Raw genomic sequence first — 21412 nt, 5'->3', positions numbered from 1 at the left:
GTGGATCACCGACGATGAGACGTGTCGTTATCACAGGTACCGGCATGGTATCGCCATTGGGCTGTGGTACCGAAGTGACCTGGTCCCGCCTTCTCGCCGGCGAGAGCGGCGCCCGCCAGGTCAGCGGCTTCGAGTTCGAGGATCTTCCCGCCAAGATCGCCTGCTACATTCCGACCGGCGACGGTACGGAAGGGACCTACAACGCCGACCAGTGGCTGGAGCCGAAGGAACAGCGCAAGGTCGATCCCTTCATCGTCTACGCCATCGCCGCCGCCGACATGGCGCTTGCGGATGCCGGCTGGCATCCGAAGACCGACGAGGACCAGACCGCCACCGGCGTCCTGATCGGCTCGGGCATCGGCGGCCTCGAAGGCATCGTCGAAGCCGGCTACGTCCTGCGCGACAAGGGTCCGCGCCGCGTCTCGCCCTTCTTCATACCCGGCCGCCTGATCAACCTCGCCTCCGGCCAGGTTTCGATCCGCCACAAGCTGCGCGGCCCCAATCATTCCGTCGTCACCGCCTGTTCGACCGGCGCGCATGCGATCGGTGACGCGAGCCGCCTGATCGCGCTCGGCGATGCCGACGTCATGGTCGCCGGCGGCACCGAATCACCGATCTCGCGCATGGCGCTCGCCGGCTTCTCCGCCTGCAAGGCGCTGTCGACGCAGTACAACGACGAGCCGACCCGGGCCTCGCGCCCCTACGATCGCGACCGCGACGGCTTCGTCATGGGCGAGGGCGCCGGCATCGTCGTTCTCGAGGAGCTCGAGCACGCCAAGGCCCGCGGCGCCAAGATCTATGCCGAGGTCGTCGGCTACGGCCTGTCCGGCGACGCCTATCACATCACCGCCCCTTCCGAGGACGGCGACGGCGCCTATCGCTGCATGCAGATGGCGCTGAAGCGCGCGGGCCTGACGGCCGCCGACCTCGACTACGTCAACGCCCACGGCACCTCGACGATGGCCGACACGATCGAGCTCGGCGCCGTCGAGCGGCTGGTCGGAAACCACGCGGCCAGGATGTCGATGTCGTCCACGAAGTCGGCGATCGGGCACCTGCTCGGCGCAGCCGGCGCCGTCGAGGCCATCTTCTCGGCGCTCGCGATCCGCGACAATATCGCCCCGCCGACGCTCAACCTCGACAATCCGGACGTCGAGACTGCCATCGACCTCGTGCCGCACAAGGCACGCAAGCGCGAGATCAACGTGGCGCTGTCCAATTCGTTCGGCTTCGGCGGCACCAACGCCTCGCTGGTCCTGCGGCGCTACGCCTGATCCGTCCGGCGCCCGGCGAATAGGCCGCAGCCCTGGACCGTTCGGTCAAGGGATGCCGGGCAGATCCGGACGCGGACGAGGGTTCCTGGTTCGCCCGAAGCACCACCACCGACGACTGCGGATCCCGCCAGCGGGGCGGGTTCCGTACCTGTTTTTGCCGTATTGGTCTGCCCTAGTGCATCACGCGTTCGTGTGGGGTCACCGGAGCGCAGTTACAATAAAGATCCGCGCATGATTCTTCCCCGCCCGAAGGTCGCGGGGCCGGCGCGGGCAGGGAGGAACGGACCAACATGGCCAGATCATTCGAGGAGTGTCCGTGAGCGATAACAACGAAACCAGCGACATGTCGTTCGGTCGCGGCGACAATGCCAACAAGGGCCCGATCATTCCGAAATCCGCCAACGAGGCCCTGCGCCCGGAGCAGGTGCCGCATCCGCCGCGCCGTTCGCGCAAGGCGCGCAGCCAGCTGGTCATCTTCCTGAACTTCCTCATGACCGTCGTCGTCCTGGTGACGGTGGCCGCGGCGGGCATCTTCTACTACGCCCTCGACAGCTACGAGAAGCCGGGTCCCCTGGCGACCAGCACCAACTTCATCGTTCGCAGCGGCGCCGGCCTGAACGAGATCGCCGCCAGCCTTGAGCGCAACAACATCATCACCGACAGTCGGGTCTTCCGCGGCATGAGCCGCATCTACCTGCAGGACCAGGTGCTGAAGGCGGGCGAATACGAGATCCGCGCCAATGCCTCGATGCACGATGTCCTCGAACTCCTGAAGTCGGGCAAGTCCATCCTCTACAGCGTCTCGGTTCCCGAGGGCCTGACGGTCAAGCAGGTCTTCCAGCGCCTGGCCGACGATCCGGTGCTGGAGGGCGACCTGCCGTCCGAGCTGCCGCCCGAGGGCTCGCTGATGCCCGATACCTACAAGTTCTCCCGCGGCGCCAAGCGGGTCGACGTCCTCCAGCAGATGCTGGCCGCCCAGAAGGCGCTGGTGACGCAGATCTGGGAGCGGCGCGACGACGGCCTGCCGATCGCGACCGAGGCCGAGCTGGTGACGCTCGCCTCGATCGTCGAGAAGGAGACGGGCCGGGCGGACGAGCGGCCGCGCGTCGCCTCCGTGTTCATCAACCGCCTCGAGAAGAACATGCGCCTGCAGTCCGACCCGACGATCATCTACGGGATCTTCGGCGGCGACGGGAAGCCTGCCGACCGGGCCATCCTGCAGTCCGACCTGGAAAAGCAGACGCCCTACAACACCTACATCATCAAGGGCCTGCCGCCGACGCCGATCGCCAATCCCGGTCGCGCGGCGCTGGAGGCGGTCGCCAACCCCTCCCGGACCAAGGACCTCTACTTCGTCGCCGACGGCACCGGCGGCCACGCCTTCGCCGAAACGCTCGACGAGCACAATGCCAATGTCCGCCGCTGGCGCAAGCTGGAGGCCGAGAAGGCCGCCGAAGCCGCCAAGGAGGCCGAGGACGCCGGGCAGCCGACCAGCCAGTGACGGCCTTCGGGGCGCGGCCGTCCGCGCCCCCGCGCTTTCCGTCGGCTGTGTGTTGTCGTCGCGATCGCGCGCATTTCATCCTGGAAAGGGTTATAAGGAAGCATGAGCGCTGCGACTGATTCCGCAGGCGTTGCATCCAGTTCGTGCGGAGATCGCCATGCCTTTGCAATCCATGACCGGGTTTGCGCGCAGCGAGGGAACGAGCGGCCGCTGCCGCTGGGCCTGGGAGCTCCGCTCGGTCAACGGCAAGGGGCTGGACCTGCGCATCCGCCTGCCGCAGGGCTTCGAGCATTTCGAGCCCACCGTGCGGCAGAACGCGGCCGCCGTCTTCACCCGCGGCAACATGCAGATCGGCCTTTCCGTGTCGATCGCCGAACCCCAGGTGCAGCCGTTGGTCAACCAGGCGGCGCTGTCGGCGATCCTGGCCCTGCGCGAGCAGCTTTCCGACATTATCGACCCTGCGCCGCTGCGACTCGACACGCTGCTGTCGGTGCGCGGCGTCGTCGACTTCCGCGAGGCCGAGGAGAGCGAGGACGAGCGGGTGCGGCGCGATGCCGATATCGCCGCGGGGCTGGATGCCGCCATCGAGCGCCTGCTGGCGATGCGCCAGGGCGAGGGCGGGGCGCTGCAGCAGGTCCTCGCCGGCCATGTCGGCCGGATCGCCGAGCTGGCGGCCGTCATCGAGGCCGATGAAAGCCGCACCGTCGAGGCGATCGCCGCGCGGCTCGCGCTGCAGGTCCAGATGCTGATGCAGGGCAATGGCGGCCTCGACCGCGACCGGCTCTATCAGGAGGCCGTGCTGCTCGCCACGAAGGCGGACCTGCGCGAGGAGATCGACCGGCTGGAGGCGCACGTCCGTGCGGCCAGCGAGCTTCTGGCCGCCGACCAGCCCGTCGGCAGAAAGCTGGACTTCCTTGCACAGGAATTTAACCGGGAAGTGAATACCATCTGCTCCAAGTCCAACGCCGCCGCCGTCACCGCGGCCGGCATCGAACTCAAGGTCGTCATCGACCAGTTCCGCGAGCAGATACAGAATTTGGAGTAGACCATGACCGCGCCGCAGAAGCCGCAACCGATCCAGATTGCCCGGCGCGGGCTGATGCTGGTCATTTCCTCGCCCTCCGGCGCCGGCAAGTCGACGATCGCGCGAAACCTCTTGGAAGCGGATTCGGGCATCAGCCTGTCGATCAGCGTGACCACGCGCCAGCGCCGCCCGAGCGAGATCGCCGGCCGCCACTATCATTTCATCGACCGGGCCGAGTTCGAGATGCTGCGCGATTCCGATGCGCTGCTGGAATGGGCCGAGGTGCACGGCAATTTCTACGGCACCCCGCGCAAGCCGGTCGAGGAGGCGATGGCCGCCGGCCGCGACATGCTGTTCGACATCGACTGGCAGGGCGCGCAGCAGCTGCAGGAGAAGATGGCCGCCGACGTCGTCTCGATCTTCATCCTGCCGCCGTCGATGACCGAGCTGCAGTCGCGCCTGCACCGCCGCGCCGAGGACACCGAGGAGGTGATCGCCACGCGCCTCGCCAATTCGCGCGCCGAGATCGAGCACTGGCACGAATACGACTACGTCATCCTCAACGACGATCTCGATGCCGCCTTCGACGCGGTGCAGAGCATCGTCAAGGCCGAGCGCCTGCGCCGCGACCGCCGCCACGGCATGTTCGATTTCGTCACCAAGCTCCTGACCGAGAAGCCGGTGCTCTGACGCCCCGTTCTCTCGCCGCGCGCCTCAGAAGAGCGTGGCGACGTGCGGCAGGTGGCCGCTGGCGCGCAGGTGCTCGATGCCCTCGATGACGGGAAACAGCGCCAGAAGCAGCAGGCTGTCGAGGAAGGTGCTGGTCAGCGCCTTCTGCGAGAAGGTGGTCGTCCTGGCTTTCCGGTAGAGGCGCGGGTCGGGAATGAACAGCGGCGTGCGCGCCGCATAGTCGGCATAGGCCTTGCCGAAGGTCGCAAGCAGGAACTCGGCCTCCCGCCGGACGGTATAGCGGAACACCGCATAGAAGGCGGCGGTCATGACGACCGCCACGACGAGCGAGCCGAACATCAGCCCGACGCCGAGGATCCCGAGAAGCGAGGAGAGGTAGAGCGGATTGCGCGTCATCGAATAGGGGCCGATCTCGACCAGATGCCTGTTCTTGTGCGCGCCGATGTAGAGAATGCTCCAGAGTCGCCCGAGGATGGCGAAGAAGACGAGGATCAGCCCGGTATCCTCGATCGCCTCGTGCACCGGCCCCTCATGCCAGTAGGGCTTTATCAGTAGAAGGGCGGCCACGAACAGCACGGCCAGCAGCCAGAGCCAGGCGATCCGTTTCTTCTGGTTGAAGGCGGCGGTCATTTCGCTCATCTGACGCCCCGGTCGATCTGCAAGAATGGGCGGCCGGATTCTAGAGCGTGCTGCTGTGATTGGGAACCAATTCTGTTGGTCCAGGCGGCGCCGGGTGATGCGCCGCCGGTGGGCGGTTGCCGCGCGTCAGACGGCATTCGCCAGCGTGACGAACTCCTCCACCGACAGCGTCTCCGCGCGCCGTTGCGGGTCGATGCCGGCCTTTGCCAGCAGCGCTTCGCCGCCGAGCGGCTTCAGGCTCTGGCGCAGCATCTTGCGGCGCTGGCCGAAGGCGGCCTGGGTGACGCGCTCGAGCGCCTGGGCGGTACAGGGCAGGGGATCGGTGATCGGCTCGAGATGGACGACCGAGGAGGTGACCTTCGGCGGTGGCACGAACGCCTGCGGCGGCACGTCGAAGGCGAGCCGCGCCTGCGTCCGCCAGCCGGCCAGCACGCCGAGGCGGCCGTAATGGTCGTCGTCCTCGCGCGCCACGATGCGAAGGCCCACCTCGCGCTGGAACATCAGCGTCAGCGAGCGGTAAAACGGCGGCCAGGCCTTCGGCAGCAGCCAGTTGATGAGCAGTTGCGTGCCGACATTGTAGGGCAGGTTGGCGATGATGCGGACCGGCTCGCCCGCCGGCACGAGCGCCTCGAAGTCGACCTTCAGCGCGTCGCCCTCGATCACCGTCAGCCGGCCGGGATAGTGGTCGGCGATCTCCTGCAGCGCCGGCAGGGCGCGCGCGTCGCGCTCGATGGCGATGACGTGCCTAGCCCCGAGCGACAGGATCGCGCGGGTGAGGCCGCCCGGTCCCGGACCGACCTCGATGACCGTGCAGTCCTCCAGCGGCCCGGCGGTGCGGGCGATCTTCTGCGTCAGGTTGAGGTCGAGCAGGAAGTTCTGGCCGAGCGATTTCTTCGCGTCCAGCCCGTGGCGCTGGATCACTTCGCGCAGCGGCGGCAGCCCGTCGATGGCCGCCATCAGGCTTCGCCTCGCGTCGATGCCGCACCCTCGTGCAGGGCGAGCGTGTGCGCGAGCCGCAGCGCCGCCAGCAGGCTGTCGGGCTTGGCCTTGCCGGTTCCCGCCAGCGCAAACGCCGTGCCGTGGTCGGGCGAGGTGCGGATGAAGGGAAGGCCGAGCGTGGCGTTGACCGAATCGTCGAAGCCGAGTGCCTTGGCGGGGATCAGCGCCTGGTCGTGGTACATGCAGATCGCCACGTCGTAGGTGGCGCGCACCGCATCGTGGAACATCGTGTCGGCCGGCAGCGGCCCGAAGGCGTCGATGCCGTCGGCCTTCAGGCGCGCGATCGCCGGCGCCACCACCGCATCGTCCTCCAGCCCCAGCGCGCCGCCTTCGCCGGCATGCGGGTTGAGCCCGGCAACGGCGAGCCGCGGTGCGGCGATGCCGAAGCGCCGGGAAAGGTCGCGTGCGGTCACGCGCGCGGTCTCGTAGACGAGGTCCGTCGTCAGCGCCGCGGGAACATCCTTGAGCGGGATGTGGATCGTCACCGGAACGCTGCGCAGCTTCGGCCCGGCCAGCAGCATGACCGGCAGCAACTGCCGCCCGGTTGCGCGTGCGGCGAGCTCGGCCAGATATTCGGTGTGGCCGGGGAAGGGGAAGCCGGATTCGTAGAGCACCGCCTTGGCGATCGGGTTCGTCACCACCGCAGCACATCGCCCAGCCATCGTCAGCGTCACCGCGGTCTCGATCGCGCCGATGATCGCGCCGGCGTTGCGCGACGACGGGGCGCCGGCAACGGCAGGTTCGGCAAGGCGGACCGGCAGCACGGGAACGGCGTCGTCGAAGACGGTTGCTGCGGTCTCGGGCGTGGCCTCGACGACCGGCACCTTCATGCCGGCAGCTTCCGCGCGCCCGGCAAGCGCATCCGGATCGCCGATGAACAGGAAGGCCGGCAGATCGAGCGTCCGCCGCGACCGCCACAGCTCAAGCGTAATGTCGAGGCCGATTCCGGAGGGGTCGCCCATCGTCAGGGCCAGCGGGGGAACGCGCACAGCGGTCATGGAAGGCGGCTTCTGTGGAAGACGGTTTCGTGTCGGGCACCGGTGCGGCGGAGCGCACCGGCGGCCTCTGGGTCAGCGGTTGACGATCTGCGCCTTGCTGCGCAGTTCCTCGAGATACTTCTGGCTGTTGCTGTCGTCCTTCTCGCCGCCGCTCTTGCCGAGCTCCTCGGCGCGGAAGACCATTTCGGCGGCCATGTCGTCGTTGACCTCGCGCTTCTTGCAAATGCCGAGATACTCCACGCCACGCTCGGTCACGCGCGTGCCCGTCGTGTTGCCTTCCGCCTTCTCGATCAGCGGCTTCCAGTCGTCCGGCAGCTGCGGCGCGAGCACGCGGCCGAGGTTCTTGACCGACACGTCGTGCATGGTCGCCGCAAAGATCTTGGCGTCGTCGCAGCCCGGATATTTCGAACGCGAGGCTTCCGCCTCGGCCTTGCGCTTGCCGAGAATGGCGTTGCGGCGCTTCTCCGGCACGACGAAGATCACCTGCTGCAGGAAGTATTCGGTGGTGGACGGCTTCTGGCCGCCATGCTCCTGCATGCGCTCCACCAGCGACTTGCCGCCGGGCGCGTTGCCGTAGCGGGCATTGACGACCCGCGGCCAGCTCATCTGCACGGCGATGTACTGCTTGAAGTGGTCGGGGGTGACGCCGGCCTGGTCGAGGATCTTGTTGAGCTGGTCCGTCGACAATTTGTTGCTGGCGGCAAAGCGCGCATAGGAGGCTTCGACGTCGGCCGTGCTGACCGACATCCGCAGCCGGGCGATCTCGCTACGCTTCAGCGTCTCGTCGATCAGCTGCTGGCGCGCGATCTCGCGCGTGCTCTTGGTGCGCTGCAGTTTCAGGAAGGCCGCCCTGCGGGCGACGTCGCCCGAGGTGATGGCCGAGCCGTTCACGACGGCCTCGACGCTGGTGGCCGCGACGGCCGGCGTCGCAAGGGGCGCTACAGTTGCGGCGGTCGCAAAGATGGCCGTGCCAAGAGCCATTGCCCGCATCATCGACATCATGTTCCTCATGCCCATCCCTTTCCGTGGCTCGGCTGCCGTCCGCATTCCGCAGGAATGCCGGCCTGCCGGTCCGGAGAGCGCTGCACTGTGCTGTTGCGGCGCCGCTCCCGCATTTTCCCTCTACGCGAGACTGCGTAAACGACGCGATTCCCGCGCGTCGCACCCTGCTTGCGGCCATTTGCATAATACATGCGGCCAAACGATGACAAGCTGGGCCGTCCGGCCCGCCCGATCAGTAGTCGTCGAAGCCGTCGAGCGTCGTGTCACCGACGTTGATGTCGCCCAGCGTGCGGAAGCTGAGGCGGGCACCGATCGACCAGTCGTTCGCGATCGTGGAGCCGGTGTCGCGCGTGTTCTCGTAGACGATCGAGAAGATCGTGTCGCGGTCGTCATAGGTGAGGCCGATGCCGCTGCGCGCCAGGTTGCTGTTGTTGATGTCGTAGGTCAGCGAACCGAACACCGACCAGTAGTCGCGGAACTTGAGCGCGCCGATGGTCTGGACTTCGTCATTGTCGTCGGGGAAGCCGTAGTCCGGCTGGGCTGCGATGCGCGTGTAGGTCATCGCGGCCTGCAGCTGGTAGTTCTGGAATCCTACCCGCGTATCGGTGCGGCGCACCGACAGGTCCTTGCGGTCCCAGCGGGCGCTGTAGGAGAAGGCCCAGCCGAGCGGCGTATCGAGACCGGCCATGCCGACATAGTCGGAGCTGTCGGTTTCCAGGCCGGAATTGGCGCCGGCATGGACGAGGTCGTCGGTGGCAAACGAGTTCTGGCCGGCCAGCTGGTAGGACTGCCCGAACAGGCTGCGCATCGTGTAGCCGTTGTCGAAGCTGCCCGTGTAGCGGAAGCCGACATTGGCGCGGGTGCCGCCCTCGATCCGGTCGAAGCCGGAGAACTTGTCGCGCTCGAACAGGTTGGTCGCGTCGAAGACGAAGCTCTGCGCGTCCTCGTTCGGCAGTTCGCCGGCCAACTGCTCGTCGGGCCGGGCATAGACCTGGGCGATCGGCTCGAAGACGTGGCTGCTGCCCGCTGTCGTCATCAGGATCGGGTAGCGCGCCTCCAGGCCCGCCGTCAGCATGCCGCGGGTTGCGCTGTCGTCGGTGTCGAAATTGCCGTCGTAGCGGAAGCCCGGGTCGGTCATGTCGAGGCGAAGGGCGTCGCCGCGGGCGGCGACGAGCGGCGTCACGACGAGGCCGCCGGGGACGACGTACTGCCGCTTCCACTCCAGCTCCGTCGTCAGACGCGAGGTGCCGCCTTCGAGGCCGGGGAAGCGCCAGGACGTGCCCAGGTGATAGCGGTCGAGGCGGTCCCGCTCGACATTGGTCAGGTTCACGGTCGCGCTCAGCTGCCCGCCGAGCACCGGCTGCGGGGCGATGTATTCGTAGTCGAGCGTCTGCGGGATCGCCTGCTGGCGTTCGGCCACGTCGTCCGGATCGGCGTCCTGGACGTCGAAGTAGAAGGCACGCAGGTCGAGGAAATTCCGCTTGCCGAGGCCCGTCAGGTAGACCTCGTTGCGGATGATGCGGTCGTCATAGCCCGACAGGTCGTAGGTGCGGGCGAAGTTGTTGTCGGTCTGGGTCATCACGTCCCAGCCGAAGGCCCAGCGCGGATTGATCTGGAACGCGCCCTCGGAGGCGATCATCGCCCGGCCGTCGACCTCGCGGTCGCTCGTGCCGTCGGTGAAGCGTCCGGGCTGCATCTGGTCGATGCCGGCCGCGCGCAGGGTCACGAGCCCGCTGTGGAACTGCTTGCGGAACTCGCCCTCGAGCAGGAAGCCCTGGCTCGTATAGACGTTGGGCGTGATCGTCGCGTCCATGTCGGGGGCGATCGCGATATAGTAGGGGACGCCGACGCCGAGCCCCAGCTTCTGGGTGAAGCTGAACTTCGGAAACAGCACGCCCGTCTTCCGCTTCACCGTATGGTCGGGGACCTCGAGCATCGGAAAATAGGCGATCGGCTTGCCGAACATCTCGAAGCGCGCATGCTCGAGGCGAACGGTGTGGGTGCGCCCGTTCTGCACGACGCGCTCGGCCTTGATCTGCCAGAGCGAACGGTGGGTCGGATTGGTCGCGCAGGGCGTGCAGGCGGTGTAGACGCCGTGGTTGAGGATCATCTCCTCGCCGTTGACGCGCTCGCCGCTGGTGGCTGCGATCTTTGTCAGGTCCGTCGTCTCGATTCGCAGCGAATTGGCGAAGCCGTTGGCGAAATCGTCCGACAGCGTCAGTTCCTGCGCATAGACGCGGTTGCCGGTCGGCTCGATGAACTCGATGTCGCCGAGCGCGCGCAGCTGGCCGGTCGTCTGGTCGTAGACCACCTGCTTGGCGACGAGCTGGTAGCCGCCGTAGTTGATCTGCACCGCGCCGCGCGCGGTCACCGTATCGGCGTCCCGATTGTAGACAAGTTCGTTGGCCGCCAGGATGAGCTTGGCATCCGGCGGAATATTCGGTGCGAGCTGGTCGACATTGGGCGACTGCGCGCGCGCCGGCAGCGAAGCCATCGGCGCAAGCGCGCACAGGGCGACACCGGCCAGAAGCGCGGTCGCGATCCAAGTCTTACGTTCGCGGTTGCCTGCCGCCACTAGCCGTCCTCCTGGTGCAGCAGGATCGTTGCACCCAACGACATTGCTACGACAACTGGGAGCCAGGCCGCAACAAACGGTGGGACTATTCCACTGCTTCCGAATGCTTTCACAAGCACGGTGACGACATAAAGCATGAAGCCGGAAAGGATACCACCCAGAATCACCGCACGTGATTGATTAAACCTGCTAAATTTTAACGATACGCTGGCGGCGATGAGGGTCATTGCAACCAGGAGGAGCGGCAGCGAAAGCATCGAGTGGAGCTGCGTTTCGAGCGGCTCGGTGGCGAACCCGAACGATTTCGCCGCTTCGATCTTCCGGGGCAGGCTGAAAAACGAAACGGAATCAGGTTTTTCGAGGCTTTCCTGCACGAACTCCTGTCTCAAATTGGTTTCGAGTTGTGCCGAAGGGGAACGCCTGGGCAACTCGCCGTTGCGGGTCTCCAGCACGTTGTTAAGCTCCCAGTAACCATCTTTGAGGATTGCCGAATCGGCGTCCTGCCGGAAACTGATGCGGCCCTCCTTGTCGAAATGGATGATCGAGACGTTGAGGAGCCGCGTTCCGTTGTCCTCGACGGCCTTGGCGCCGATGATCGCATCGTCGTCGCCGTGGCGCTGGCGGATCCACGGGATACCGCTGTTCGACGACTTCCGGTTCGAGCCCCATTCGGCTTCCAGCACCTGCGCCTGGCGCGTGCCCCAGGCGGCGATCGGGTTCAGCACCGTCACCGCCAAGACGCCGAACAGGAAGGCGCCGACGGCGAAGGGGCGCAGGAACTGCCAGACCGAGACGCCGGCCGCGCGCGTCACCACCAGCTCGTAGCGCCGGTTCAGCGAGATCAGCGCCGCCATGCCGGCAAAGAGCGCGACGAAGGGAATGGTCTGCATCAGGATCATCGGGATGCGCAGCCCCGTCATCACCAGGCCGCTGAAGGCGGTGTATTTCGGCAGGCCGCCCATGCGGCTGGCGGTCTCGCTGAAATCGATGATGAAGACGAGCGCGAAGATCCCGATCAGGAACCAGACCGTCGTCACGATGTAACGGCGGAAGAAATAGCGGGCGAGGGTCGGGATCATGGCTGCGGTCCGTTGCTCGTGGGCGCCGCGCCGGACCGGCCGGGCAGGCGCGTCGTCAGCCTGTCGCGCAGGTCGACCAGCCGGGTCCGCCAGGAGGCGGGAAGTTCCAGGCTCTTGTGGCGCGACAGCTGGCGGATCGCCAGCGCGGCGACGGCGATCGGGATCAGGTACATGAAGGGGATCGCCAGCCGCGACGATTCGGCGGCACTGCCGGCATAGAAGATCGCCCAGCGGATCGCGAGTGCGACGAGCAGCGCCGAGACCATCGGATGGACGCGCGCCTCGCGGTGGGAACGGGCATCCACGCTTGCGACCAGCGCCACCAGCCCGAACAGGATCGGCAGCGTCCACTCGGTGCACCGGCGGTGCAGCTCGGCCGGGAACGCGCCGGGATTGCGCTTGACCTGCTCGTCCTCCGGATCGGGGTTCAGCAGGAACCAGAGGTCGCGGTCCTTGGCGCGGATGGTCGCCTCGCCGGCGCGCTCGGTCAGGTCGGCGAGGTCGAAGGCGTAGGAATCGAACTTGATGACGGAGACGTCGCCGTTCGGCAGCTTGCGGTGCACCTCGCCGTCGTTCATCACCAGCGCCGAGGTCTTCTCGTCGATGGCGCCTTCGCGGGCGTAGTAGACGTATTCCACCTTCGGGTCGCGGGTATCGGCCACGAACAGGCCCTCGAGCACGCCGCCGCCCTTGCGGCGGGTGACCTGGACGTAGAGCCCGTCCGTGACCTTGCGGAAGGCGTTTTCCTGGATCACCGAGGAGAGCATGTCGGCGTGCGCCGTGGCCACCATGTGGCGCACGGCCACGCGGGAATAGGGCTCGACGAAGTTGTCGACGGCAAACGAGATCAGGCTGAGCGCGATCCCGAGATACATGACCGGGCGGATGATCATCATCCGCGAGCTGCCGGCCGCGTTCAGCACGGTCAGCTCCGAATCGGAGTTCATCGCCGTCAGCGTCTGCGCCACGCCGATGACATAGGCGAACGGCAGGATGATCGGGATCACCGAGGGCAGGATCAGGGTGGCGAGCTTCAGGAACGCCAGCATCGACTGGCCGCTGTCGGTCACGAGATTGACGTTGGTCAGCGCCTGCGTCGTCCAGACGATGCCGAGCAGCGGCAACAGCGTGCCGAGGAACATCAGCGACGTGCGACGCAGGATGTAGCGTTCAATCAGCTTCATGTCTGTTCCGAACCGGGTTCCCGTTCCTGTTGTCTCATGGTCTCCGGTCGCCCGGTTGCGGCCGATCGCGTCTACCGATTCGGAGAACGCCCGAGCGCATATAAGCTCTCATTCGGCCGACACCAGACCGGTGCGGCCCCTGTGCCATGGAAATTTGCCGCGAACAAACCTGCACGTGCGGTTTTAAACCGGCCGCTGCATCTTGCCAAGCGCCGCAAAAGCGACAAGGAATTGCCGACAGTCAGCTTTCGCAACCGGAAAATTCGGGCCGCCGGGCGACCGGAGCGGCCCCGCGCGTACCCTTGGAGTGGATCATGTCCCAGAAGTTCGATGTCAATTTTGTGAAGTCGGTGAAGCCGGCGGGCGGGACGGCGGTGGTCCTGCAGGCGCTGGACGCGATCGGCGCGCCGGCCGATGCCGATCCCGCGGGCGTCGTCGCCCGCGCCGCCGAAGTCGGCCGCTTCAAGGGCAAGGCGCTCAAGAACCTCGACATCGTGGCGCCGCATGGTTCGCCGTTCGAGCGCATCGTCCTGCTCGGGCTCGGCGATCCGGCCAAGATCGCCGCGCATGACTGGCTGAAGGCGGGCGGAGCGACGGCAGCGAAGATTCGCGACGCCGAATCGGTGACGGTCTACCTCGATGCCACGGGTGTGGAGATCAGCGGCAAGGCCGCGGCCGATTTCGCCCTCGGCCTGCAGCTGGGCGCCTACCGCTTCGAGACCTACAAGACGAAGAAGGACGACGACGACCAGAAGACCAACAGCAAGAAGGCGACGAAGGTCACCATCGTGACGGCGGCTGCCGGCGCTGCGAAGAAGGCCCATGACGAGAGCGAGGCGATCGCCGGCGGCGTCCTTCTGGCCCGCGATCTCGTCAACGAGCCGGCGAACGTGCTCGGCCCCGTCGAGTTCGCCGAGAAGGCGAAAGCGCTGGAGAAGCTCGGCGTCGAGGTCGAGATCCTCACCGAGCGCGAGATGAAGAAGCTCGGCATGGCGGCCCTTCTCGGCGTCGCCCAGGGCTCGGCCCGGCCGCCGCGGCTTGCGGTCATGCAGTGGAACGGCGGCAAGCCGAAGGACCGTCCGATCGCCTTCGTCGGCAAGGGCGTGGTCTTCGACACCGGCGGCATCTCCATCAAGCCGGCCGCCGGCATGGAGGACATGAAGGGCGACATGGGCGGGGCGGCCGCCGTCATCGGCCTGATGCACACGCTCGCCGCCCGCAAGGCGAAGGTCAACGCCGTCGGCATCCTCGGCCTCGTCGAGAACATGCCGGACGGCAACGCCCAGCGCCCCGGCGACATCGTCACCTCCATGTCCGGCCAGACGATCGAGGTGATCAACACCGACGCCGAGGGCCGGCTCGTGCTCTGCGACGCGCTCTGGTACTGCAACGACCGCTTCAAGCCGCAGTTCATGATCGACCTCGCGACGCTGACCGGCGCCGTCATGGTCGCGCTCGGCAGCCATCACGCGGGCCTGTTCTCCAACGACGACACGCTGGCGGCGCGCCTGACGGCGGCCGGCCTTGCCACCAACGAGCGGGTCTGGCGCCTGCCGCTCGGCAAGGAATACGACAAGATGATCGACAGCAAGTTCGCCGACATGAAGAACACCGGCGGCCGCTATGCCGGCTCGATCACGGCCGCCCAGTTCCTGCACCGGTTCGTCAAGGACACCCCCTGGGCGCATATCGATATCGCCGGCACGGCCATGGGCTCGCCGACCGACGATATCAACCAGTCCTGGGGCTCGGGCTTCGGTGTGCGGCTGCTCGATGAGCTGGTGCGGGCGCAGTACGAGAGCTGATCGCTTGAGCGAAATCCTGTTCTACCACCTGACCGAAACGAAACTGGAGGACGCCTTGCCGCCGCTGCTCGACAAGAGCCTCGAACGCGGCTGGCGGGTCGTCGTCCAGGCGGGGACGGTGGAGCGGCGCGACGCACTCGACACGCATCTGTGGACCTACCGGGAGGAGAGCTTCCTCCCGCACGGCACCGACGAGCAGCCGAACCCCGCCGACCAGCCGGTGCTTCTGACGATCGGCCCCGGCAATGCCAATGACGCGACCGTCCGCTTCCTCGTCGACGGTGCCGAGCCGCCGCCGCTCGACGCCTACGAGCGCGTCATCTTCATGTTCGACGGCCACGACCAGGCCGAGCTCGACGCCGCGCGCGGCCACTGGAAGCGCCTGAAGGGCGAGGGGCACCAGCTGACATACTGGCAGCAGACCGGCGACGGCCGCTGGGCGAAGAAAGCGTGAGGCAGGCGCGTCAGCGCGCGTAGCGCCGGGCGCCGGCGACGCACAGGACGACGGCAAGCGTGGTGACGAACATCATCCCGCTGACCCGCTCGCCCAGAAGGCCGGCCGCCAGGAGCAGGCCGAAGAACGGTTGCAGCAGTTGCAGCTGCCCGACCCCGGCGATGCCGCCGACGGCAAGGCCGCGATACCAGAAGACGAAGCCGAGCAGCATGCTGAACACGGAGACGTAGGCGAGGCCGATCCAGGACAGGCCGGCGATGCCCTGCCATGTCTGCGGCAGCGTGGCGAGCGCGATGGCCGCCATCGGCGGCAGCGACAGGATGAGCGCCCAGGAGATGACCTGCCAGCCGCCCAGGATTCGCGACAGCTTCGCCCCTTCCGCATAGCCCAGCCCGCAGACGACGATCGCGGCGATCATCAAGAGGTCGCCGGTCAGGGAGACGGCAATGCCGGACGTCGCGGCATAGCCGGCGACCATGGCGCTGCCGATCCCCGAGAACAGCCAGAAGGCCGGCCGCGGGCGCTCGCCGCCGCGCAGCACGCCGAAGATCGCCGTTGCCAGTGGCAGGAGCCCGACGAAGACGATCGACTGGGCGGCGCTGATGTGCTGCAGCGCCAGCGCCGTCAGCAGCGGAAAGCCGACGACGACGCCAAGGGCGACGAGCGCGAGCGACAGGAGATGGCCGGCGGCGGGCCGCGGCTGGCGAAGCACGAAGAGCAGGGCGGCCCCGAGCAGCGCGGCGATGACCGCCCGCGCCGAGGTCAAGAAGAGCGGCGAGAAATCCGACACGGCGACCCGCGTCGCAGGCAGCGACCCGCTGAAGATGATGACGCCGATCAGCCCGCTGCCCCAACCTGCCGTGGATGTTCTCATGTCGCCTCGCTTTCCTGCGTCTTTTTAGGCGCGGGGCACTGGCAGGAACAGGCACAGATCAGTACAATTGGCGCAAACTGTATTGATGCAGTAACCAGCACAATTGATCGGAGCTAGTCATGTCGCGCCGGGTTGCGGGAAAACGGACGCTGGATCTCATGGAGGCGATCAGGACGAGGATCGCCACCCGCGCCCTTGCGGCGGGCGACCGCCTGCCATCGGTCCGCAGCTTTGCCGCGACGATGGGCGTTTCCCCGTCCACGGTGGTCGAGGCCTATGACCGCCTTGCCGCCGAAGGCTTGATCCGCGCCCAAAGAGGCTCGGGTTTCTTCGTGTCCGGCCATGCCCTGCCGCCGCTCCGGCTCGCCGACACGCAGGCGCCGCGCGTCAGGGCGGTCGACCCGTTCTGGGTGTCGCGGGAATCGCTCGATTCCGACGCGGCGGTGCTGAAGCCCGGATGCGGCTGGCTTCCCGCCGACTGGATGCCGAACGAGGCGCTCCGCCGCGCCATGCGGACGCTGGCGCGCGGCACGGACGACCTGCTCGCCTATTACGGCAGCACGCGCGGGTCCCTGGCGTTGCGTCGCATTCTCCTGAACCGCCTGGCGGACGAGGGGATCGCCGCACAGCCGGCCCACCTGATGCTGGCCGGCAGCGGCACGCAGGCGCTGGACCTGGTCTGCCGATTCGTGCTGCGTCCCGGCGACACCGTGCTGATCGACGATCCCTGCTACTTCAATTTCCGCGCCCTGCTCGGCGCGCACCAGGTCAAGCTCGTGGGCGTGCCCTATACGCCGTCGGGACCCGATGTCGAGATGTTCGAGGCCCTGTTGAACGCCGAGCGCCCGCGCCTCTACATCACCAATTCGGCGCTCCACAACCCGACCGGCGCGACGCTGTCTCCCCAGTGCGCCCATCGCCTGCTGAACCTCGCCGTCCAGCACGATCTGATCCTCGTCGAGGACGACATCTTCGCCGATTTCGAGCCGGCGCCGTCCACGCGGCTTGCCACGCTCGACGGGCTGGACCGGGTGATCCGGATCGGCAGCTTCTCCAAGACGCTGTCGGCATCGGTGCGCTGCGGATATATCGCCGCGTGCGCCGACTGGATCGAGGGGCTGGTGGACCTGCAGGTCGCGACGAACTTCGGAGGGCCGAGCCCGGTCGCAGCCGAGCTGATCGCGCATGTCCTGGCCGGCGGCGGCTATCGCAAGCACATGGACGAGGTGCGGCAGCGGCTGGTGCGGGCACGCCGGGAAGTGGCGGAGCGGCTGCACGGGCTCGGAATGGAACCCTGGCTGATGCCGCGCGGCGGCTTCAACCTGTGGTGCCGGCTGCCGGCGGAGCTGGATGCGGCGCGGGTCGCCCAGTCGGCGCGCGAGCAGGGCATCGTGCTGGCGCCGGGAAACGTGTTCAGCGTGTCGCACGGTGCTGCAGACTTCATGCGCTTCAACGTCGCCCACACGCTCGATCCGCGCATTTACCAGGTGCTGGCGGACGTTCTGAGAAACACCCCGCGAATGGAGGCGAGCCGTCCTCCATCCGCCGAGCCGGGCCGGGCCACGAGTTGACGCGGTCTCAGTCGTAGAACGCGTCCACGAACTTTCGCTTGCCGAGCATGAAGGCGTCGGCGACGTGGCGGAGCGGCGCGAGGTCGACATCCGACCGTCCGGCCTTGATGATCTCGGCGAAGCGCTTGTAGAGCATCGGGTATTCCTGCTCCGGCTCCTCCTGCTTCAGCACGCCGTCGATCGAGAGCTTCGCGCCGCCTTCGGAGAGAACCATCTCGCCGTCGTCCGTGGCCGCCACGATGTCCCAGCTCTGCTTGCCGGTCTGGCGCCAGTCGAATTCGGCGGTGAGGTCGAGGCCGTGTGCATCGGTGAAGGTGATGCCGGCGGCGATCGGCGCGTCGCGGTTTTCCGGAAATTCCAGCGTCGCCTTGGTGATGAACACCGGCCGCGGCAGGATGTGGGTGACGATCGACAGCGCGTTGATGCCGGGATCGAAGACGCCGAGGCCGCCCGCCTGCCAGATCCACTCCTGATTCGGATGCCAGTGGCGGACGTCTTCCTTCCAGATCACCTTCATCGAGCGGATGACGGTGGAATCGAGGAACGCCTTGGCCGCCTCCACCGCCGGCGCGTAGCGCGAATGCCAGCTGGCGAACAGCGACAGCCCCTTGGCGTCGGCGAGTGCCTGCAGGTCGGCAACCTCGCTCAGCGTCGCCCCCGGCGGCTTTTCCATGAAGACGTGCTTGCCGGCGACCAGCGCCGCGTGGGCGGCCTCGTAGCGGTTCTGCGGCGGCATGCAGAGCGACACCGCCTCGATCCCGGGGACCTTTGCCAGCATCTCGTCGATCGACTTGAAATTGTCGATGCCGTCGACGGTGCCGTGGCGGCTGGCCGCGGCGACGAGCTGGAAGTCGGGGTTCCTGGCGATCGAAGGCAGGTGCTGGTCGCGGGCGATCTTGCCGACGCCGACGATGGCGAGATGGATCGGGGACATGGTGTTTCGCTCGATTTGTATGATGATTGCGGCGTGTTTTATCAGAATGACCGGCCGCGGCAAGAGCGTCTTTTCCCGATCGCTGCCTAACCGTTGTGCAGCGCCGTCGCCGCCGTGTTCGCCTTTCGTCTAATGCGGCGGCTCCAGCCGGGAAAACCGGCCTTTGCCCTTGAAACCGGGCTTGAAATGCGCACTCTGGCTGTGCATGGCACAATAGCACACAAGCACGCCAAGCGGGGAGGAACACGATGGGAGCGCTGCTCGGCCTCAGCCGAATGATTGATACTATTACCGAAAGGATCGGCAAGGCGGTGTCCTGGCTGATCCTCGTCGCCGTCCTCGTCAGCGCCGGCAATGCCGTGGTGCGAAAGGCGTTCAACGTCTCGTCGAACGCCTGGCTCGAGGCGCAGTGGTACCTGTTCGGCGGCGCCTTCATGCTCGCCGCCGCCTATACGCTGAGCCAGAACGAGCACATCCGCATCGACGTGATCTACGGCAAGTTCTCGCGCAGGACGCAGCACTGGATCGATCTGTTCGGGCATTGCTTCTTCCTGATGCCCTTCGTGCTTTTGATGATCTACTACCTCGTTCCCTACGTGACGATGTCCTACCGCTCGGGCGAGATGTCGTCGAGCGCCGGCGGGCTCATCCTCTGGCCCGCAAAGGGCATCCTGCTGGCCGGCTTCGTGCTGCTCGCAGCCCAGGGCGTATCGGAAATCATCAAGAAGATCGCCATCATGCGCGGGGACATGGAGGATCCGACACCCTACGTTCCGACGCATGCGCCGCTCGACACCGCCATCGCCGAGGAGAAGGGCGCATGATCGAACTCATTGCAGACAACCTCGCGCCGATCATGTTCGCCTCGCTGATCGTGTTCCTGCTGCTCGGCTATCCGGTGGCATTCGCGCTGGCGGCGAACGGCCTGCTCTTCTTCGTCATCGGCGTCGAGCTCGCGCCGTTCTCGGAGACCATCAACCTGTCATGGCCGCTTCTGAACGCCATGCCGGAGCGGCTGTGGGGGGTGATGTCGAACGACACGCTCCTGGCCATCCCCTTCTTCACCTTCATGGGGATCGTGCTCGAGCGGTCCGGCATGGCCGAGGATCTGCTCGACACGATCGGCCAGCTGTTCGGACCGGTCCGCGGCGGTCTCGCCTATGCGGTCATCTTCGTCGGCGCGCTGCTCGCGGCGACGACCGGCGTGGTGGCGGCATCCGTCATCGCCATGGGGCTGATCTCGCTGCCGATCATGCTGCGCTACGGCTATGACCGCTCCATCGCCTCGGGCGTCATCGCCGCCTCCGGCACGCTCGCTCAGATCATCCCGCCCTCGCTCGTCCTGATCGTCCTTGCCGACCAGCTCGGCCGCTCGGTCGGCGACATGTATGCCGGCGCGCTGGTGCCCGGCCTGGTGCTGACCGGCATGTACATGGGCTATATCCTGCTCATGACCTTCCTGAAGCGGGATTCCATGCCGGCGCTGCCGCCGGAGGCCCGCTCGCTCGGTTCCGGGGTGACCTCACTCCTGATCGCGCTCCTGGTCGCGGCCGGCATCGCCTATGCGGCCCATGTCTATCTCTCCCCGACCCAGGGCGAGAACGCCGACATTCTCGGCGCCACCGTCGGCGTCGCCTTCATCTATGTCGTGGCCCTGCTCGACCGGAACCTGAAGATCAACGCCATGTCCAGGCTGGCCCAGCAGGTGATCATCGTGCTGATCCCGCCACTGGCGCTGATCTTCCTCGTGCTCGGCACCATCTTCCTCGGCATCGCCACGCCGACGGAAGGCGGGGCGATGGGCGCCGTCGGCGCGCTGATCATGGCGGCGGCGAAGGGGCGCCTCAATCTCGAGGTGATCCGTTCGGCGCTGGCCTCGACCACCAGGCTGTCGGCCTTCGTCCTGTTCATCCTGATCGGCGCCCGCGTGTTCTCGCTGACCTTCTACGGCGTGAACGGCCATCTGTGGGTGGAGCATCTGCTGGTCTCCATGCCGGGCGGCGAGACGGGCTTCCTGATCACGGTGAACGTGCTGGTCTTCTTCCTGGCGTTCTTCCTCGATTTCTTCGAGCTCGCCTTCATCATCGTGCCGCTGCTGGCGCCGGCCGCCGACAAGCTCGGCATCGACCTGATCTGGTTCGGCGTGCTGCTCGGCATCAACATGCAGACGAGCTTCATGCATCCGCCCTTCGGCTTTGCGCTGTTCTATCTGCGTTCGGTGGCCGCCCGCGTGCCCTATCTCGACAAGGTGACGGGCAAGATGACGGCGCCGGTGACCACGGGCCAGATCTACTGGGGTGCGGTGCCCTTCGTCGGCATCCAGATCATCATGGTGGCGCTGACGATCATGTTCCCGCAGATGGTCATGCACTACAAGGGCGATGCCGGGGCGGTCGATCCCTCGACGATCAAGATCGAGGTGCCGGGCTTCGGCGGCCAGGGCGGCGGTCTCGGCCTGCCGGACAACGGCGGCGGCCTCGGCCTGCCCGGCGGCCTGCAGCTTCCGGGCGGCAATCCGCTCGAGCAGCCGCCCGCGGCCCCGGAAGGGGGCCAGCAGAACGGTGGAACCGGCGCCCAGCCGCAGCCCGCGCCGCCGGCCAACGACCTCAGCCAGCCGCCGTCGTTCAACTGACGGGGTGTCACGGAAAACCTGCAGCGGGCCGGCGAAAGCCGGCCCGTCGCGTTTGGAGCGCGGCGCAGCCGCCGCCCATCCGGAAAACGGGCGCCGACCCCGCGTTGCCAAACGCTCCCGAATAGCCGAAGCTTGCGGCGATCGACGGCCGCCGGGGCCGTCAGCCGGGACGTTGCG

General features: G+C 66.9%; 18 protein-coding genes. 9 read left to right on the top strand and 9 right to left on the bottom strand.

Annotated elements, in window-relative coordinates; genetic code table 11:
• Window positions 1–14: 14 nt before the first annotated feature.
• The 4 genes from fabF (at window position 15) to gmk (ending at window position 4489) form a co-directional block, all read left to right on the top strand.
• A complete protein-coding gene (gene fabF, locus P0086_RS04520; RefSeq protein WP_112597541.1) occupies window positions 15–1274 on the top strand; it encodes a beta-ketoacyl-ACP synthase II in 1260 nt (419 codons plus the stop codon).
• Between the two features lie 316 nt (window positions 1275–1590).
• Complete coding sequence (gene mltG / locus P0086_RS04515; protein WP_275782967.1) at window positions 1591–2775, top strand: endolytic transglycosylase MltG; 1185 nt, start codon at window positions 1591–1593, stop codon at window positions 2773–2775.
• A 157-nt stretch (window positions 2776–2932) separates the two neighbouring features.
• Complete coding sequence (locus P0086_RS04510) at window positions 2933–3820, top strand: YicC/YloC family endoribonuclease (RefSeq protein ID WP_112597543.1); 888 nt, start codon at window positions 2933–2935, stop codon at window positions 3818–3820.
• 3 nt (window positions 3821–3823) lie between these two features.
• Entirely contained in the window at window positions 3824–4489 is a 666-nt protein-coding gene (gene gmk, locus P0086_RS04505; RefSeq protein WP_148652445.1) for a guanylate kinase, read from the top strand.
• A 24-nt stretch (window positions 4490–4513) separates the two neighbouring features.
• On the opposite strand, the gene P0086_RS04500 is transcribed toward gmk, so the two are convergent.
• From P0086_RS04500 to lptF, 7 genes are all read right to left on the bottom strand, one after another.
• On the bottom strand, window positions 4514–5128 hold the full coding sequence (locus P0086_RS04500) for an isoprenylcysteine carboxylmethyltransferase family protein (protein WP_275782959.1): 615 nt from the start codon (window positions 5126–5128) through the stop codon (window positions 4514–4516).
• Window positions 5129–5254: 126 nt separating this feature from the next.
• Entirely contained in the window at window positions 5255–6085 is an 831-nt protein-coding gene (gene rsmA, locus P0086_RS04495; protein WP_275782956.1) for a 16S rRNA (adenine(1518)-N(6)/adenine(1519)-N(6))-dimethyltransferase RsmA, read from the bottom strand.
• Window positions 6085–7125 carry a 4-hydroxythreonine-4-phosphate dehydrogenase PdxA gene (gene pdxA / locus P0086_RS04490; RefSeq protein ID WP_275782953.1) on the bottom strand — a complete coding sequence of 347 codons (1041 nt, stop codon included), beginning with the start codon at window positions 7123–7125 and terminating at the stop codon, window positions 6085–6087. Before pdxA ends, rsmA begins: the two co-directional genes overlap by 1 nt.
• Before the next feature lie 72 nt (window positions 7126–7197).
• Window positions 7198–8118 carry a peptidylprolyl isomerase gene (locus P0086_RS04485; RefSeq protein WP_275784387.1) on the bottom strand — a complete coding sequence of 307 codons (921 nt, stop codon included), beginning with the start codon at window positions 8116–8118 and terminating at the stop codon, window positions 7198–7200.
• 241 nt (window positions 8119–8359) lie between these two features.
• Window positions 8360–10702 (bottom strand): LPS-assembly protein LptD, encoded by a 2343-nt coding sequence (locus tag P0086_RS04480; protein ID WP_112597555.1) that lies wholly within the window; start codon window positions 10700–10702, stop codon window positions 8360–8362.
• Complete coding sequence (lptG, locus tag P0086_RS04475) at window positions 10702–11781, bottom strand: LPS export ABC transporter permease LptG (RefSeq protein WP_112600584.1); 1080 nt, start codon at window positions 11779–11781, stop codon at window positions 10702–10704. Before lptG ends, P0086_RS04480 begins: the two co-directional genes overlap by 1 nt.
• Window positions 11778–12965, bottom strand: a complete 1188-nt coding sequence (gene lptF / locus P0086_RS04470) for an LPS export ABC transporter permease LptF (protein WP_275782949.1) — start codon at window positions 12963–12965, stop codon at window positions 11778–11780. Before lptF ends, lptG begins: the two co-directional genes overlap by 4 nt.
• A gap of 314 nt (window positions 12966–13279) precedes the next feature.
• Between lptF and P0086_RS04465 the strand changes: the two genes are divergently transcribed.
• Both P0086_RS04465 and P0086_RS04460 read left to right on the top strand, forming a co-directional pair.
• Complete coding sequence (locus P0086_RS04465; protein ID WP_275782947.1) at window positions 13280–14770, top strand: leucyl aminopeptidase; 1491 nt, start codon at window positions 13280–13282, stop codon at window positions 14768–14770.
• Window positions 14771–14774: 4 nt separating this feature from the next.
• Window positions 14775–15224, top strand: coding sequence for a DNA polymerase III subunit chi (locus P0086_RS04460; protein WP_275782944.1), 450 nt, complete (start codon window positions 14775–14777; stop codon window positions 15222–15224).
• A 10-nt stretch (window positions 15225–15234) separates the two neighbouring features.
• Here the strand turns inward: P0086_RS04460 and P0086_RS04455 are convergent, their stop codons facing one another.
• Window positions 15235–16098 (bottom strand): DMT family transporter, encoded by an 864-nt coding sequence (locus P0086_RS04455; RefSeq protein ID WP_148149874.1) that lies wholly within the window; start codon window positions 16096–16098, stop codon window positions 15235–15237.
• Between the two features lie 119 nt (window positions 16099–16217).
• Here P0086_RS04455 and P0086_RS04450 point away from each other — a divergent pair, with 119 nt between their 5' ends.
• Entirely contained in the window at window positions 16218–17669 is a 1452-nt protein-coding gene (locus P0086_RS04450; protein ID WP_275782941.1) for a PLP-dependent aminotransferase family protein, read from the top strand.
• 7 nt (window positions 17670–17676) lie between these two features.
• On the opposite strand, the gene P0086_RS04445 is transcribed toward P0086_RS04450, so the two are convergent.
• Complete coding sequence (locus tag P0086_RS04445) at window positions 17677–18603, bottom strand: Gfo/Idh/MocA family oxidoreductase (RefSeq protein WP_275782939.1); 927 nt, start codon at window positions 18601–18603, stop codon at window positions 17677–17679.
• Between the two features lie 248 nt (window positions 18604–18851).
• Between P0086_RS04445 and P0086_RS04440 the strand changes: the two genes are divergently transcribed.
• Both P0086_RS04440 and P0086_RS04435 read left to right on the top strand, forming a co-directional pair.
• Complete coding sequence (locus P0086_RS04440) at window positions 18852–19427, top strand: TRAP transporter small permease subunit (protein ID WP_275782937.1); 576 nt, start codon at window positions 18852–18854, stop codon at window positions 19425–19427.
• Window positions 19424–21235: a TRAP transporter large permease subunit gene (locus P0086_RS04435; protein ID WP_275782935.1), complete on the top strand. Its 1812-nt coding sequence runs from the start codon at window positions 19424–19426 to the stop codon at window positions 21233–21235. The genes P0086_RS04440 and P0086_RS04435 overlap by 4 nt, the downstream gene beginning before the upstream one ends.
• Window positions 21236–21412 lie beyond the last annotated feature (177 nt).

Source organism: Mycoplana sp. MJR14, from assembly GCF_029210525.1.
GTDB lineage: Bacteria > Pseudomonadota > Alphaproteobacteria > Rhizobiales > Rhizobiaceae > Mycoplana.
This window is presented reverse-complemented; position numbering and strand designations above follow the sequence as displayed.